Here is a 14,464-nt window from a genome sequence, read left to right as displayed (position 1 = left end):
GGATGCCGGTAACCGTACTGCTCGTCGACGACGAACCCCTGGTGCGCGCGGGGCTGCGCGCCGTCCTGGATTCCCAACCCGACATCGAGGTGGTGGGTGAGGCGGCGGACGGGGCGTCCGTCATCCCCCTGGTCCGCCGACTGCGGCCGGACGTGGTGGCGATGGACGTGCGGATGCCGCTGCTCGACGGGATCGAGGCGACCCGGGCGGTCCTGCGGTCGGTGGACTCACCTCCGAAGATCATCGTGGTCACGACCTTCGAGAACGACGAGTACGTCTACCAGGCGCTGCGCGCGGGGGCGGACGGGTTCCTGCTGAAGCGGGCCCGGCCGGCGGAGATCGTGCACGCGGTGCGGCTGGTGGCGGAGGGGGAGACGCTGCTGTTCCCCTCCGCGGTACGGGCCCTGGCCGCCGAGTACGGCAACCGGCAGGCCCGGGCCGCCCTGGAGCGGGCCGCGCTGACGGAGCGGGAGGAGGGCGTCCTGCGGCTGATGGCACGCGGGCTGACCAACGTGGAGATCGCCCGCGAGCTGATCGTCGGCACGGAGACGGTCAAGTCACACGTCAGCGCGATCCTGGGCAAGCTGGGGGCGCGTGACCGGACCCAGGCGGTCATCACCGCGTACGAGTCCGGATTCGTCTCACCGGCCTGAGGGGGGCCGCTCCTCGCCGAGCCGCCGCGGGCGCAGTACGATCCGGCTGACAGGGCCGCTAGCTGGGAGGACACACGTTGGGGCAGCTGACCGGCGGGGATCCCTCTCTGCTCAGGCGGATCAATTCGGCCGTGGTGCTGCGCGCACTGCGCGCGGCCGAATCGCCGACGCTCACCGACCTCACGCGGGTGACCGGGCTCTCCCGGCCGACGGTCGAGGGGGTGGTGGAGGGGCTGATGGGCGCCGGCCTGGTGGTCGAGGCCGACGCGGAGGAAGGCGCGCGACGGCAGGGCCGCCCGGCCAGGAGGTTCCGGTTCCGGGCCGAGGCCGGCCATCTGCTGGGCATCGAGATCGGCTCGCACCGGATCGCCGTGCTGCTGTCCGGGCTGGACGGCCGGGTCATCGGGGCCGGCACGAAGGACGTGGCCGAGACCGCGTCGGCCGACGAACGGCTGGAGCGGGTCAGGGCGGCCGTGGCCGATCTGCTGCGCCGGGCCGGCATCCCGCGCGACTCGCTGCGGGCGGTCGGGGTGGGCAGCCCCGGCATCGTGGAGGCCGACGGCACGGTCCGCCTCGGGACCGCCCTGCCCGGCTGGACCGGTCTGCCCCTCGGGGAGCGGCTGCGGCGCTCGTTCCGCTGCCCGGTCCGGGTGGAGAACGACGCCAACGCGGCGGCCGTCGCCGAGCACTGGAAGGGCGCGGCGCGGGACAGCGACGACATGGTGTTCGTGATGGCCGGACTGAGCCCCGGCGCGGGCTCCCTGATCGGAGGCCGGCTGCACCGGGGCTTCGGCGGCGCGGCGGGCGAGATCGGCGCGCTGCACCTGCTGGGGCGGGAGGCCACCCCGGAACGGCTGCTGTCGACGACGGGCGAGCCGCTGCACCCGCTGGACGAACCGGCGGTCGCGGAGGTCTTCGCGATGGCCAAGCGGGGCGACGAGCGGGCGGTCGCCGCGGTGGAACGGTTCCTCCAGCGGCTGGTGCACGACGTGGCGGCGCTGGTCCTGGCGATGGATCCCGAGCTGGTCGTGGTCGGCGGCTGGGCGGCCGGCCTGGACGGGGTGCTCGATCCGCTGCGGCGGGAGCTGGAGCGGTACTGCCTGCGGCCGCCGAGGGTGGCGCTGTCGCTGCTGGGTGAGGCAGCGGTGGCCACGGGGGCGCTGCGGCTGGCGCTGGACCATGTGGAGCAGGAGCTGTTCGCGGTGGAGAAGACCGTCACCGCCAGGTGACTCCTCCGGCTCCCCCTCCGGGGCTCCGCCCCGGACCCCGCGCCTCGGCGTCGGCGGGGGGCCGGGGGTGGCCGGTGTTGCCGCTCGGTCAGGAGGCGGCGCGGGTTTCGGTGATTTCCATGCCCGTGTCACCGAAGGTGAGGCGGCAGGTGTCGGCGCGGTAGGTGGCCACGGAGACCGCGGCCGTGCCCTCGGCGGTGAAGTAGCGGGTGGTCACCAGGAGCACGGGGGCGCCCGGCAGCCGGTCCAGTTCCTTGGCGTCGTCGGCGCGGGCGGAGCCCAGCTCCACCGAGCGGTCCTGCCCGTCCAGCGCGAGCCGCTGGAGTTCCCGCAGGACGGCGCGCGCCCGCGCGGGTCCGGCGGGGGCGTCGATGGCGGAGAGCCCGGGCACGGAGGTGGCGGGCACGTACAGCAGTTCGGCGGCGACGGCCTGGCCCTGCGTGACGCGGGTCCGGCGCACCGTGTGGACCGGCTGGCCGGCGGCGGTGCCCAGCAGCGCCAGGACCGCGCCGGCCGGGACGGTCTCCACCGCGTCCACGGCCTCCCAGCCGTCGGCGCTGTCGCCGGGCCAGCCGTCTCCCGCGCTGCCGACGGAGACGCCCACCCGCGGCGGGGCGACGGTCGTGCCGACCCCGCGGCGGCGCTGCAGGCGCCCTTCGAGTTCGAGCTGTTCGAGGGCTTGGCGCAGGGTGGCCCGGGCGACGCCGAAGCGGGCGGCGAGTTCACGCTCGTTCGGCAGGACCTCGCCCACCGCGAAGTCCCGGTCCAGCGCCTCGCTGAGGACGGTCTTGAGGTGCCAGTACTTCGGCTCCGGTACCGATTCGAGCTGCGTGGTCCCCACCCTGACTCCTCCTGCGATCGCCGCCGTCGCCGTGTCCGGCGGCGGTTCGAGCGGCAGTTCCGCGCCGCAGTTCCGCGCCTTTGTTTATTAAAGGTTCCTGCACTATCCCTGCGACGATAGGACGGCGCACCCCCTTGGTCAAGACCAATCCTGGCCACGCGGCCGGGCAGATCGGGCATATGTAGCAAGACGTTCACAGGATGTTCGTGCCCGCCTCGCGTTTCCCGGAAGGCCCTGACCCGGCGGCTACCGGACGGTAATGATGGGGGCGGCGGTCCTCAGCGACGGCCCGCACCGCATCGCGTCCACCCGACGAGGAGCAGCATGACCGCAACGGTCTCCTTCACGATCGACACGCCGCAGGGCCCTCGCACCGCCACCGTCGCCTACGAGCGCAAGGGCGCGGGCGAACCCCTGCTCCTGCTGCACGGCATCGGCCACCACTTCCAGGCCTGGCACCCGGTCTCCGCGATCCTGGCGGCCGAGTACGACGTCATCGCCGTCGACCTGCCCGGTTTCGGGGCCTCCGCGCCCCTGCCGCCGGGCGTCCCGTACGACCTCGGCACCGTCGCGCCGGCCCTCGGCGCGCTCTGCGCCGCGCTGGGCGTCGAGCGCCCGCACCTCGCGGGGAACTCCCTCGGCGGCCTGCTCGCCCTGGAGATGGGACGCCTCGGCCTCGCCCGCTCCGTCACCGCCCTCTCCCCCGCCGGGTTCTGGTCGGAGCCCGAGCGGGTCTACGCCTTCGTCGCCCTGCGCGCGATGCGCGCCGGAGCCCGGTCCCTCCCCCTCCCGGCACTGGAGCGGCTGGCGCGCAGCGCCCCGGGCCGCGCCGCGCTCACCGGCAGCATCTACTCCCGTCCGGGCCGGCGCTCCCCGCAGGCCGTGGTCGCCGAGACCCTGGCGCTGCGGGAGGCCACCGGCTTCGAGCGGACCCTGGCGGCGGACGGCCCCGTGCGGTTCGGCCACGACCTGCCCGGCCTGCCCGTGACGATCGCCTGGGGCTCCCGCGACCGGCTGCTCCTGCCCCGCCAGGGCGTGCGCGCCAAGCGGACCATCCCCGGAGCCCGCCTGGTGCGGCTGCGGGACTGCGGGCACGTGCCGATGAACGACGACCCGGCGCTCGTCGCCCGGGTCGTCCGCGAGACCGCCCGCGGCAGCGGCAGCGGCAGCGGCAGCGGCAGCGGCAGCGGCAGCGGGTGACCATGATCGGCTGACGGGTGTTCATCCACGGTTCGCGTGGGCGTACCGGCCGGTCCGGTGTGCGGCGGCACACTGGTCCGGCCATCCCCCCTGCCGTCCCTGGAGCCGCACCCATGGCCTCGATGCCGCACACCCGACGGTCCCTGCTCGGCGGGTCCCTCGCCGTCCCGGTGGGCCTGGCCCTGTCCACGGCGCTCGCCGCGCCCGCGCTGGCCGCCTCCCCCCGGGTGCCCGCCTTCACCCGTTCCGGCCGCCCGGCCGCCCTCTGGGGCGTCCAGTCCGGCGAGATCACCGCCCACTCGGCCACCGTCTGGACCCGCTCCGACCGGCCCGCGCGGATGTACGTCGAGACCTCCCCGAGCGAGTCGTTCCGTTACGGCGTCCACCGCCACGGCGGCCCCTTCCTCGGCCCGGCCACCGACTTCACCGGCACCGTCGCCCTGCGCGACCTGCCGCCCGGCCGGCAGATCCACTACCGGGTCGTCCTCACCGACCCCGACGACCCCCGGCGCTGCGGCGAGCCGGTGCGCGGCAGCTTCCGCACCACGCCCGTCTCCCGCCGCCAGGACGTGCGCTTCCTGTGGTCCGGGGACCTGGCGGGGCAGGGCTGGGGCATCAACCCCGAGCTCGGCGGATACCGGGTCTTCGACGAGATGCGGCTGCGCGACCCCGACTTCTTCCTCTTCAGCGGCGACACGATCTACGCCGACGGGCCGCTCAAGGCCGCCGTACCGCTGCCCGACGGCCGCGTCTGGCACAACGTCACCACCGAGGAGAAGGCCAAGGTCGCCGAGACCCTCGCCGAGTTCCGCGGGAACTTCCGCTACAACCTGCTCGATCACAACCTGCGCGCGTTCTACGCCCAGGTCCCGGTCCTCGCCCAGTGGGACGACCACGAGGTGCGCAACAACTGGTACCCGGGCCAGCTGCTCGACGACCCGCGCTACACCGTCAAGGACGTGGACACCCTCGCGGCCCGCGCCCGCCGGGCCTTCGGCGAGTACTTCCCCGTGACCGACCTGCGGGGCGGCCGCGCCGAGGGGCGGATGTACCGGGTACTGCGGCACGGCCCGCTGCTGGACGTGTTCGTGCTCGACATGCGCACCTACCGCGACGCCAACTCCCCCGGCCGCCAGACCGACGACCCGGTCGGCATCCTCGGCACCGAGCAGTTGGCCTGGCTCAAGCGGGAGCTCTCGCGCTCCCGGGCGACCTGGAAGGTGATCGCCGCCGACATGCCGCTGGGGATCGTCGTCCCGGACGGCGCGGCGGACTTCGAGGCGGTGGCCCAGGGCGACCCGGGGGCCCCGCTCGGGCGCGAGCTCCAGATCGCCGACCTCCTGCGCCACATCAAGCACCAGCACATCACGGGCACCCTCTGGCTCACCGCCGACGTCCACTACACCGCCGCCAACCACTACGCCCCCGAGCGCGCGGCCTTCACCGACTTCGCCCCGTTCTGGGAGTTCGTCTCCGGACCCGTCGGCGCGGGCGGCTTCCCCGCCGGGAAGCTGGACGCGACGTTCGGGCCGCGGACCGAGTTCGTCCAGTCGGCGCCGGTCGCCAACATGTCCCCGGCGGAGAACCCCCCGTACTACGGCGAGGTCGAGATCGACGGCGACAGCGGGGAACTCACCGTGCGGTTGCGCCGGCAGGGAGGCGGCGTACTCTTCACCCAGGTGCTCCAGCCGGGCCGCGTCGGACAGGCGTGAGCGCACCCGCCGGACCGCGATCGGCAGCAGCCGAAACCTGCCGGAAAACCGGGAGAAACGGGCCAGAGCGACACTTAACCAGTCGGTCACAGACTGTTCGTGATCACGCAACACCCGGCCGCCAGAGTGTTGTGCATGACTGACCGTAACCTCGCCCCGCGCGCCCCGCGTCCCCACCGCCACCACTGGCGCCGGGACCTCGTCGAACTCGCCGCCCTCTTCTGCGCCGTGGCGGTCGCCGACGGCATCGCCAACCTCGTCGCGCACGGCCCCCGGGGCCCGCTCCTGCTGGTCGCCTCGGCCGTCGCGCTCCTGGTGACGGCGGCCTTCCACACCTGGTGGGCCCGCCGGCACAGCCATGCGCCGCCGCCGGAGGCCACCGCACCCTCCGATCCGCCCCCGGCCGCGCCGGAGGAGGCCCCGGCGGACACCGCACCGGTGGCCGGGGTCCTCTGGCGGATGCGGACGACCGTGCGCGACGCCCCCGGCAGCCTCGCCGCGCTGTGCACGGCCCTGGCCCGGGCCGACGTCGACATCCTGACCCTCCAGACCCACCCCCTCCCCGAGGGCGGCACGGTCGACGAGTTCCTGCTGCGCGCCCCGCGCCACCTGGCCACCGCCGACCTGACCCGCGCCGTCGCCCGGGCCGGCGGCCGCGGCACCTGGATCGAACGCGCCGACGCCCACGACCTGGTGGACACCCCCACCCGGGTCCTGGGCCTGGCCACCCGCACCGCCCTGGACGCCGCCGAACTGCCCCTCGCGCTGCGCCAGCTCCTCGGCCGCTGCACCATCCAGTCGATCCCCGCCACCACCCTCTCCGGCCGCCCCAACCACGGCGCCGACGCCCCCGTCGAGGGCGTCCTGGAGGCCACCGTCATGCGGCTGCGCGACCCCTCGGGCGGGGCGATCACCGTGGAGCGCCCCTACCTGCCCTTCACCCCGACCGAGTTCGCCCGCGCCCGCGCCCTCGTCGAGCTCGACGCCCGCCTCGGCCCCCGCGTCCCCCGGAGCCGGGACGTGCTGACCCTGCCCGAGGGCAACGAGATCACCGTGCGCCGCGCCGACGGCTCCGACCTGGCGGCCGCCCGCGCCATGCACGACCGGTGCAGCGACCGCACCCTCGCCCTGCGCTACCACGGCCCCGTCGCCGACGCCGACCGCTACCTCGGCCACCTCCTCAGCCCCCGCTTCGGCCGCACCCTGGCCGCCACCACCGCCTCCGGCCGGCTCGTCGCCCTCGGGCACCTGCTGTGGGACGGGGACGAGACCGAGGTCGCGCTCCTCATCGAGGACGAATGGCAGCGCCGGGGCATCGGCTCCGAACTGCTGCGCCGGCTGCTCGCGATGGCGGTCGAGGCCGGTTGCGACAGCGTGTACGCCGTCACCCAGGCCTCCAACACCGGCATGGTCGCGGCCATGCGCGGCCTCGGCCTGCCCCTGGACTACCAGATCGAGGAGGGCACCCTGGTGATCACGGCCCGGCTGGAGCCGGCCAAGGCCGCCAGGCGCCCGGGATCCGGACTGCGACAGGAGAACAAGCCCGTACGGTGATGACGTAGGGGTGCCGCTCATACGAAGATGTCCGCATGTCAGACACCCTCCACAGTGACAGCGCGGCTCTTCTGCCCCGTCAGGTCGCCGACGCCTACGTCGACGAACTCATCGCCATCAACCCGATCGTGGGCACCTACCTCGGTGTCGCCGCGAGCTCCGGCAGGCTGCCGGACTTCTCCCCCGCCGGCCGCGCCGAGGCCGCCCGGCTGTCGCGCAGCACGCTGGCGCGGCTCGACGAGGCCGAGCGGCTGCCCGGCGCCGACACCGACGTCGAGCGCCGCTGCGCCCGCCTGCTGCGCGAGCGCCTGAACGCCGAACTCGCGGTCCACGAGGCCGACGAGGATCTGCGCGCCGTCAGCAACATCCACTCCCCGGCGCACGAGGTGCGCGAGGTCTTCACCCTCACCCCGGCCGACACCGAGGAGGACTGGACCGCCATCGCCGAGCGGCTGCGCGCCGTCCCGGCCGCCCTCGCCGGCTACCGCGAGTGCCTCGCCCTCGGCCTGGAGCGCGGGCTCCTCGGCGGCCCGCGCGCCACCGCCACCTTCATCGGCCAGCTCACCACCTGGGCCGGCCAGGACGACGACGCCGAGCGCGACTTCTTCGGGGAGTTCGCCTCCGCCGGTCCCGACGCCCTGCGCGCCGGCCTGGACGCCGCGGCCGCCGCGGCGACCGCCGCCGTGGTCGCACTGCGGGACTGGATGCGGGACGTGTACGCCCCGGCCGTCGCGGACGCCCCGGACCCGGTGGGCCGCGAGCGCTACGCCCGCTGGTCGCGCTACTTCAACGGCACGGACCTCGACCTGGACGAGGCGTACGCCTACGGCTGGGCCGAGTACCACCGCCTGCTCGCCGAGATGAAGGCCGAGTCGGCCAAGATCCTCCCGGACGAGCCCAACCCGTGGAACGTCCTGCGCCACCTGGACGAGCACGGCACCCACATCGAGGGCGTGGACGAGGTCCAGGCCTGGCTGCAGGGGCTGATGGACGAGGCCATCGAGAACCTCGACGGCACGCACTTCGAGCTCGCCGAGCGGGTCAAGCGGGTCGAGTCGAAGATCGCCCCGTCGGGCGGCGCGGCGGCCCCGTACTACACCAACCCCTCCGAGGACTTCTCCCGTCCGGGCCGCACCTGGCTGCCCACCATGGGGCAGACCCGCTTCCCGGTGTACGACCTGGTCTCCACCTGGTACCACGAGGGCGTTCCGGGCCACCACCTCCAGCTGGCGCAGTGGACGCACGTGGCCGACCAGCTGTCGCGCTACCAGGCGAGCGTCGGCCTCGTCAGCGCGAACGCCGAGGGCTGGGCGCTGTACGCGGAGCGCCTGATGGACGAGCTGGGCTACCTCAAGGACGCCGAGCAGCGCCTGGGCTACCTGGACTGCCAGATGATGCGCGCGGCCCGCGTGATCGTGGACATCGGCATGCACCTGGGGCTGGAGATCCCGGCGGACTCGCCGTTCCACCCGGGCGAACGCTGGACGGTGGCCCTGGCGCAGGAGTTCTTCGGGATGCACAGCGGCCGGCCGGCGGACTTCATCGAGAGCGAGGTGACCCGCTACCTGTCGATGCCGGGCCAGGCGATCGGCTACAAGCTGGGCGAGCGCGCCTGGCTGCTGGGGCGGGACAACGCCCGCGCCGCGCGGGGTGAGTCCTTCGACCTGAAGGCCTGGCACATGGCGGCGCTGTCGCAGGGTTCGCTGGGTCTGGACGACCTGGTGGACGAGCTCTCGCGGCTCTGAGACCTCTGGGACCCCGTACGCCACCACGGCCGCCCGCCCCCTTCGCCGGGGGCGGGCGGCCGTCGTACGGGGGGCGGCGGTTCAGCAGCCGCAGTCGTCCGAGTCGGTCGGGGCGGTCAGCGGGTCGGCCCCGTCGCGGCGCTGCGGACCCTGCCAGGTCTCGACCTCGAAGCCCTCGCGGATCCAGTACTCGATGCCGCCGAGCATCTCCTTGACCTGGAAGCCGAGTTCGGCGAGGGCCAGGGCGGAGCGGGTGGCGCCGTTGCAGCCGGGGCCCCAGCAGTAGGTGACCACGGGGAGGTTCTTGTCGAGGAGCTTCTCGGCCTGTTCGGGGATCAGCGCGGTGGGCAGGTGGATCGCGCCGGGCACGTGGGCCTGGTCCCAGGACGGGGTGGAGCGGGAGTCGATCAGCTGGAAGCCGAGGTCGGCGCCCTGCTCGCGGTGGGCCTTGACGGCCGTGGCGACGTCGGACACGTCCGCGTGGAAGGCGAGGCTGGCCGCGAAGTAGGCGGCGGCAGCGGCCGGGGCGGCGGGCGGGACCCGCAGGACGGGGTTGGTGGTGGCGGGGGCGGTCGTGTGGTTCGTCGTCGTCATGGCTCAAAATCTACGAAGCGTTGATCATCCCGGGAAGTGGGATTCCCCGGCTTTCGGCTTGTTCCGCCGGGGAATCCCCTGCTAGACCTGCCGCATGACCGGCTATTCCCCCGACGCCACCGACTGGCGCATCCTGGCGGCCCTCCAGCGCGACGGCCGGGCCAGCTTCACGGAGCTCGCGCGCGCCGTGTCGATGTCGGCCAGCGCCGTCACCGAGCGGGTCCGCAGGCTGGAGGAGGCCGGGATCATCACCGGCTACACCGCGGTCGTCGACCACGAGAAGCTCGGCAAGGCGATCCTGGCACTGGTGCGGCTGCGCTATCCGCACGGCAACTACAAGCCGTTCCACGACTTCCTGGAGGCGACCCCGGAGATCCTGGAGGCCCACCACGTGACGGGCGACGACTGCTTCGTCCTGAAGGTGGCCGCCCGGTCGATGGCGCACCTGGAGGAGGTCACCGGGCGGATCGCCGGCCTGGGGCCGGTGACCACCAGCATCGTCTACTCGTCCCCGCTGGCGCGGCGTCCGCTCAGTCCGTGACCCCGGCGGTGCGGTGGCGCACCACCGAGCCGCCGCGCTGCTTGACGATCTCCAGCTGGGCCTGGACCCGGGTGCGCAGATCGCCGACGTGGCTGACGATGCCGACGCTGCGGTCGCGTTCGCGCAGGCTGTCCAGTACGTCGAGGACCTCGTCCAGGGCCTGGTCGTCGAGGCTGCCGAAGCCCTCGTCGATGAAGAGGGTGTCCAGCCGCATGCCGCCCGCCTCGTCGGTGACCACGTCGGCCAGCCCCAGGGCCAGGGCGAGCGAGGCGAAGAAGGTCTCGCCGCCGGAGAGGGTGGCGGTGTCCCGCTCGCTGCCGGTCCAGGCGTCCAGTACGTGCAGCCCCAGCCCGGAGCGCCCGCGTCCGTTCGCCCGGGCGTCGGAGTGGACGAGGGTGTAGCGGCCTCCGGACATGCGCAGCAGGCGTACGGTCGCCGCGGCGGCGACCTGTTCCAGCCGGGCGGCCAGCACGTACGACTCCAGCCGCATCTTGCGCTCGTTGTCGGCGGAGGTGCCCGCGGTGAGCCCGGCGAGGCGGGCCACCCGCTCGTAGGCCTCGCGCAGCGGGCCCAGGGTGCGCAGTTCGTGTTCCGCCTGCCGGGACAGCCGGTCCAGTTCGGCGCAGCGGACCCGGGCGGCGTCCACGGCCGAGCCGGCGGTGCGCAGCCGGGCGGCGGCCCGTTCCGCGGCGGCCTCGGCGGCGGCCGGGTCGGCCGGGGGCAGGGCGGCGGCCGCGGCGGTGCCGGCCTCGGCGCGGCGGTCGGCGAGCATCGCCTCCTCGGCCTGCCAGGCGTCGAGGCGGTGCTGGAGGGCGGTGCGCTCGTACTCGGGGAGCACGGCGTCGGCGGCCTCGTCGGTGGTCTCGAAGCCGGCCTTGTAGGCGGCGTCGGCGAGCTGGTCGTCGGCCTCCTTGAGCCGTGCGGCGGTGACCTCGGCGCGGCGCAGCGCGGCCGCGGCCGTGGTGACCATCCGGATGCGGTCCTCCAGGGTGCGGGCGCGGGCCGCGACGCTGGGCGAGTCGCCCCGGACGAGGACCAGCTCGGCTTCGAGGGCGGCCTGCTCCCGGTCGAGGGCCTCGCGCCGGGAGGCCCGGGCGGCGGCGCGGCGTTCGGCTTCGAGCCGGTCGGAGCTGCGGGCCTCGTGCTCCCGCTCGGCGCGGGCGAGGCGTTCGCGGGCGGTGTGGAGCCCGGCGGCCTCGGCCTGGGCGGCGGCGTGACGGCCGCTCAGGTCCTCGGTGAGGGCGAGGAGTTCGGCGGTGGTGGCGGACCCGGCGGCCCCCGCCGCCTCGGCCTCGGCCTCCCGGAGGGCGGCGAGCCGGCGTTCGACGGCGGCCCGGCGCTCCTCGGCCTGCTCGAAGCGGGCGTGGGCGGCGTCCTCGGCGGCCCGGTCCACGTGCCCGGGGGCGGGGCGGGCCGGGGCGGGATGCTGCTCCGATCCGCACACCGTGCAGGGCTCCCCGGCGACGAGGGCCCCGGCCAGCTCGGCCGCGATGCCGCGCAGCCGGTCCTCCTTGAGCCCCAGCCAGCGCTCCCGGGCGGCGTACGACTCCTCGCGTACGGAGTCCAGCTCGCCGGCGGCGGCTTCGGCGTCGGCCGCGAGGGTGTCGCGGCGCCGGGCGGCGGTGAGCTGCATCCGGGCGGGCTCCAGCCGGCCGGCGAGCTGTTCGGCGAGGGTGAGGGCCTGCTGGGCGGCGTCGACCCGCTCCTGCAGGGCGGCGCGGGTGGCGTCCCAGCGGGCCAGCCAGTCGGCGGACTCCTGGTGCTGCTCGTCGGCGTCGCGGGACTCGCGCTCCAGCGTGGCCCGCTCGCGGCCGATCTCGGCGCTGCGCTGTTCCGCCCGCTGGGCGGCGCCGGCCGCGCCGAGGTCCTCGCGCAGGCGCCGCTCGACGGCGCCGAGCTGTTCGGTGCCGGCCCCGCCGAGGGCGGCGGGCAGCTCCACCCGGGCGAGGGTCTCGGCGTGCGCGGCGGTGAGGTGGGCGGCGGCCGCGGCCCCGCGCAGTTCCAGGGCGGGGGCGACGAGGGCACCCCGGCGGGCCCGGTCCAGCAGCTCCCGCACCCGGGCGCGTTCCGGCTCGGCCTGCTCCAGCAGAGCGGCCCGGCGGGCGGTTTCGGCGTGGCGGTGCTGGAGCCGGTCGAGTTCCCGGGCCTCCTCGGCGGCGCGCCGGGCCGCGGCGTGCCGTCCCTCGGCGGCGGCCAGGGCGTACTCGGCGACGGTGAGCCGCTCGCGGGCGGAGCAGCGGGCCACGGCCGCCCAGGCCCGGACGGCGTCGGCGAGGCCGGGGTCGCCGGGCTGGTGGGCGGGGAGCGGCCAGGCCCGCAGGTCGGCGCTGTCGCCGGCGGCCTGGGCGAGGCGCTGGGCGGCGGCGAGCACCTTCTCGTCGCCGGCCCGCACCCTGGCCTCGGCGGCCCGGCGGCGTTCGGCGAGCAGGGCCTCGACGGCGGCGAAGCGGCGGGTGTCGAAGAGCCGGCCGAGGAGGCGGCCGCGGGCTTCGGCGCCGGCCCGCAGGAACTGGGCGAACTCGCCCTGCGGGAGGAGGACCACCTGGCAGAACTGCTCGCGGCTCATGCCGAGCAGCTGTTCGATCTCCTCGCCGATCTCCTGGTGCGAGCGGCTGAGCGCGGTCCAGCCGTCGGCCGTGTGCTCGCGGAGCCAGGACTGGGCCTTGTCCTTGGTGGTGCCGGTGCCGCGCTTCTTGGGGCGGTCCTGTTCGGGGCGCCGGGTGATTTCCAGGCGGCGGCCGCCGGCGGTGAGTTCGAGGGTGACCTCGGTCGGGGTGTCGGGGGCGGCGTGGTCGCTGCGCAGGGTGGTGCCGGGGGCCTGGCGGGAGCCGGGCACGGAGCCGTAGAGGGCGTAGCAGACGGCGTCGAGGACGGAGGTCTTGCCAGCACCGGTGGGGCCGTGCAGCAGGAAGATCCCGGCGCCGGACAGGGCGTCGAAGTCGATCCTCTGGGGTGCGGCGAAGGGGCCGAAGGCGGTGACCTCCAGGCGGTGCAGCCTCATCGGGCGGCCTCCCGGCGGCCGTCCTCGCAGGCCGCGGCCTGGACGCGGACCTCGTCGAAGGCGCCGCGCAGGACGGCCCGTTCGGCCTCGTCGGCGCTGCCGCCGCCGCGGACGTGGGCGACGAAGTCCTCGGCGATCTCCTGGTCGCTGCGGCCCCGCAGCCGCTGGGCGTAGGAGGCGGCGCCGTCGTCCCGGCGGCCCTCGGGTTCGAAGGCGAGGCTGAGGGTGTGGGGGAATCGGGCGGTGAGCCGGGCCATGGGATCCCGGGGCCGGACGGGGTCGGTGAGGACCGCCTCGATCCAGCTGTCCTCACGGCCGGTGAGCGCGGGGTCGTCCAGGAGCTCCTCCAGGCGGCCGCGGAGCCGGGCGAGGGGGCGGGGGACGGGGGTGTCGAGCCGCTCGGCGGTGATCTCCCCGGCGGGGCCGAGGTCGACCAGCCACATGGACTTGCGGTGGTCGGCCTCGGAGAAGGAGTAGGCGAGCGGGGAACCGGAGTAGCGGACCCGTTCGTTGATCGTCTGGCAGCCGTGGAGGTGGCCGAGGGCCGCGTAGTGGACGCCGTCGAAGACGGAGGCGGGTACGGCCTCGACCCCGCCGACGGCGATGTCGCGTTCGCTGTCGCTGGCCTGCCCGCCGGTGACGAAGGCGTGCGCGAGGACGACCGAGCGGGTGCCCTCGGGCCGGCCGGCGAGATCGGCGCGGACGCGGTCCATGGCCGCGCCGAGGACGGCCTCGTGGCTGACCTTCTCCGCCGCGAACGCGTCCTTGACCAGGGCCGGTTCCAGGTACGGCAGCCCGTAGAGGGCCACGTCGCCGTGGGCGTCGGCCAGCACCACGGGGTCGGCGCAGCCGGCCGGGTCGGTCCTGAGGTGGATCCCGGCCCGGCCGATGAGTCCGGCGCCGACGCCGAGGCGGCGGGCGGAGTCGTGGTTGCCGGAGATCATCACGGTGGGCACGCCGAGGTCGGCGAGGCGGTGCAGCGCCCGGTCGTAGAGCTCGACGGCGGGCAGCGGGGGCACGGCCCGGTCGTAGACGTCCCCGGCGACGAGGACGGCGTCGACCGCGTGCTCGCGCACGGTCTCGACGAGGTGGTCGACGAAGACGGCCTGGGCTCCGAGCATGTTCACGCGGTGGAAGGACCGGCCCAGGTGCCAGTCGGAGGTGTGCAGGAACTTCACTCGACCGCTCCGACCCGCACGCCCGCTCTCCTCCACGCCTTCCGCGCCGACAGCGCTGCGCGTCGGCCATCCACGGTAACCCGTCCGCGCCGCCGCCCCGGCCCGCGGGGGAAACCGGCCCCCTCCGTTACGGGGCCGTGGCGGCGGTGCCAACGTTCCGTGGCGGGTACGCGGTGGCGGCTTCGCGTGCTTGTCCGCCGCCGGGGCCGCTCGCTA

General features: G+C 75.2%; 11 protein-coding genes. 7 read left to right on the top strand and 4 right to left on the bottom strand.

The features are described 5' to 3' along the window. Positions 1-2 precede the first annotated feature (2 nt). Together ACZ5NJ_RS08550 and ACZ5NJ_RS08545 are read left to right on the top strand one after the other, a co-directional pair. The gene (locus ACZ5NJ_RS08550; protein ID WP_468763948.1) at positions 3-653 is read left to right on the top strand and encodes a response regulator; all 651 of its coding nucleotides are present in this window, start codon (positions 3-5) and stop codon (positions 651-653) included. Positions 654-730: 77 nt separating this feature from the next. Beyond that, a complete protein-coding gene (locus tag ACZ5NJ_RS08545; protein WP_468763947.1) occupies positions 731-1,882 on the top strand; it encodes an ROK family transcriptional regulator in 1,152 nt (383 codons plus the stop codon). An 88-nt stretch (positions 1,883-1,970) separates the two neighbouring features. Here ACZ5NJ_RS08545 and ACZ5NJ_RS08540 read toward each other — a convergent pair whose 3' ends face one another. Continuing rightward, the gene (locus ACZ5NJ_RS08540) at positions 1,971-2,723 is read right to left on the bottom strand and encodes a GntR family transcriptional regulator (protein ID WP_468763946.1); all 753 of its coding nucleotides are present in this window, start codon (positions 2,721-2,723) and stop codon (positions 1,971-1,973) included. A gap of 324 nt (positions 2,724-3,047) precedes the next feature. Between ACZ5NJ_RS08540 and ACZ5NJ_RS08535 the strand changes: the two genes are divergently transcribed. The 4 genes from ACZ5NJ_RS08535 (at position 3,048) to ACZ5NJ_RS08520 (ending at position 8,934) form a co-directional block, all read left to right on the top strand. Beyond that, the gene (locus ACZ5NJ_RS08535) at positions 3,048-3,923 is read left to right on the top strand and encodes an alpha/beta fold hydrolase (RefSeq protein WP_468763945.1); all 876 of its coding nucleotides are present in this window, start codon (positions 3,048-3,050) and stop codon (positions 3,921-3,923) included. Positions 3,924-4,036: 113 nt separating this feature from the next. Then, positions 4,037-5,635: an alkaline phosphatase D family protein gene (locus ACZ5NJ_RS08530; protein ID WP_468763944.1), complete on the top strand. Its 1,599-nt coding sequence runs from the start codon at positions 4,037-4,039 to the stop codon at positions 5,633-5,635. A 135-nt stretch (positions 5,636-5,770) separates the two neighbouring features. After that, the gene (locus tag ACZ5NJ_RS08525; RefSeq protein WP_468763943.1) at positions 5,771-7,189 is read left to right on the top strand and encodes a GNAT family N-acetyltransferase; all 1,419 of its coding nucleotides are present in this window, start codon (positions 5,771-5,773) and stop codon (positions 7,187-7,189) included. Between the two features lie 35 nt (positions 7,190-7,224). Then, entirely contained in the window at positions 7,225-8,934 is a 1,710-nt protein-coding gene (locus ACZ5NJ_RS08520; RefSeq protein WP_468763942.1) for a DUF885 domain-containing protein, read from the top strand. 81 nt (positions 8,935-9,015) lie between these two features. Here the strand turns inward: ACZ5NJ_RS08520 and ACZ5NJ_RS08515 are convergent, their stop codons facing one another. Beyond that, positions 9,016-9,528, bottom strand: a complete 513-nt coding sequence (locus ACZ5NJ_RS08515; RefSeq protein ID WP_468763941.1) for a rhodanese-like domain-containing protein — start codon at positions 9,526-9,528, stop codon at positions 9,016-9,018. A gap of 94 nt (positions 9,529-9,622) precedes the next feature. On the opposite strand from ACZ5NJ_RS08515, the gene ACZ5NJ_RS08510 reads away from it, so the two are divergent. Beyond that, positions 9,623-10,069 (top strand): Lrp/AsnC family transcriptional regulator, encoded by a 447-nt coding sequence (locus tag ACZ5NJ_RS08510; RefSeq protein ID WP_468763940.1) that lies wholly within the window; start codon positions 9,623-9,625, stop codon positions 10,067-10,069. On the opposite strand, the gene ACZ5NJ_RS08505 is transcribed toward ACZ5NJ_RS08510, so the two are convergent. After that, complete coding sequence (locus ACZ5NJ_RS08505; RefSeq protein WP_468763939.1) at positions 10,059-13,070, bottom strand: AAA family ATPase; 3,012 nt, start codon at positions 13,068-13,070, stop codon at positions 10,059-10,061. The genes ACZ5NJ_RS08510 and ACZ5NJ_RS08505 overlap by 11 nt on opposite strands. Then, entirely contained in the window at positions 13,067-14,248 is a 1,182-nt protein-coding gene (locus tag ACZ5NJ_RS08500) for an exonuclease SbcCD subunit D (protein WP_468763938.1), read from the bottom strand. Before ACZ5NJ_RS08500 ends, ACZ5NJ_RS08505 begins: the two co-directional genes overlap by 4 nt. Between the last annotated feature and the right edge of the window lie 216 nt (positions 14,249-14,464).

The sequence above is a fragment of the Streptomyces sp. NPDC032091 genome (genome assembly GCF_055580265.1).
This window is presented reverse-complemented; position numbering and strand designations above follow the sequence as displayed.

Excerpts from the sequence above, each read along its gene's own strand:
- ACZ5NJ_RS08550 (WP_468763948.1), top strand. The coding sequence starts at position 3 with ATGCCGGTAACCGTACTGCTCGTCGACGACGAACCCCTGGTGCGCGCG.
- ACZ5NJ_RS08535 (WP_468763945.1), top strand. The coding sequence starts at position 3,048 with ATGACCGCAACGGTCTCCTTCACGATCGACACGCCGCAGGGCCCTCGC.
- ACZ5NJ_RS08530 (WP_468763944.1), top strand. The coding sequence starts at position 4,037 with ATGGCCTCGATGCCGCACACCCGACGGTCCCTGCTCGGCGGGTCCCTC.
- ACZ5NJ_RS08525 (WP_468763943.1), top strand. The coding sequence starts at position 5,771 with ATGACTGACCGTAACCTCGCCCCGCGCGCCCCGCGTCCCCACCGCCAC.
- ACZ5NJ_RS08520 (WP_468763942.1), top strand. The coding sequence starts at position 7,225 with ATGTCAGACACCCTCCACAGTGACAGCGCGGCTCTTCTGCCCCGTCAG.
- ACZ5NJ_RS08515 (WP_468763941.1), bottom strand. The coding sequence starts at position 9,528 with ATGACGACGACGAACCACACGACCGCCCCCGCCACCACCAACCCCGTC.
- ACZ5NJ_RS08510 (WP_468763940.1), top strand. The coding sequence starts at position 9,623 with ATGACCGGCTATTCCCCCGACGCCACCGACTGGCGCATCCTGGCGGCC.
- ACZ5NJ_RS08505 (WP_468763939.1), bottom strand. The coding sequence starts at position 13,070 with ATGAGGCTGCACCGCCTGGAGGTCACCGCCTTCGGCCCCTTCGCCGCA.